This window comes from Paenibacillus sp. 2TAB19 (assembly GCF_052115185.1).
Lineage (GTDB): Bacteria > Bacillota > Bacilli > Paenibacillales > Paenibacillaceae > Pristimantibacillus.
Map to the genome: position 1 here is coordinate 1 of NZ_JBFRGE010000233.1, position 417 is coordinate 417.

Annotated in this window: 1 protein-coding gene; it reads left to right on the forward strand. The window is 34.8% G+C overall.

Features of this window, described 5'->3' with window-relative positions; all coding sequences use genetic code 11:
• Positions 1–173: 173 nt before the first annotated feature.
• Positions 174–417, forward strand: a 244-nt coding sequence (locus AB4Z33_RS31215) for a hypothetical protein (RefSeq protein WP_442053603.1), incomplete at its 3' end; no start/stop codon positions are given.

Sequence of the window (417 nt, forward strand, 5' to 3'; positions counted from 1 at the left end):
ACGTTGCATAAAAAATCCCCTCCACTGGTTCTGCTTCTAGCTTACACTGTTAAGTGGGCTAGTCTCAAATCCAATTTCGGGGCTTAAGAGATAGTATCTCATCTAATTCTATAAAAGACAGTAGAATGATGAGTTTTTCTACTTCCGGTGATTTGAGTGGATTTAACACTGCATTGAAAGAAGTGACAGAAAATGCAAACTTCGGCCAAACAGCAGTCAATGCGATGCTGTTAACTCCAGTAAAACAAGTTGAGATATTATCAAATAATATTGCGTATGGCTTAGGTGTAATGGGAGGACAAGCGGTATTAATTTTAATTGATAATATCAAGTTATTAAATGAATCTTTTTCTAATGATGAGATTCAAAAGTTCTTTAAAATGTTTGGCGATGCTCTTTACATTATCACTGCTATAT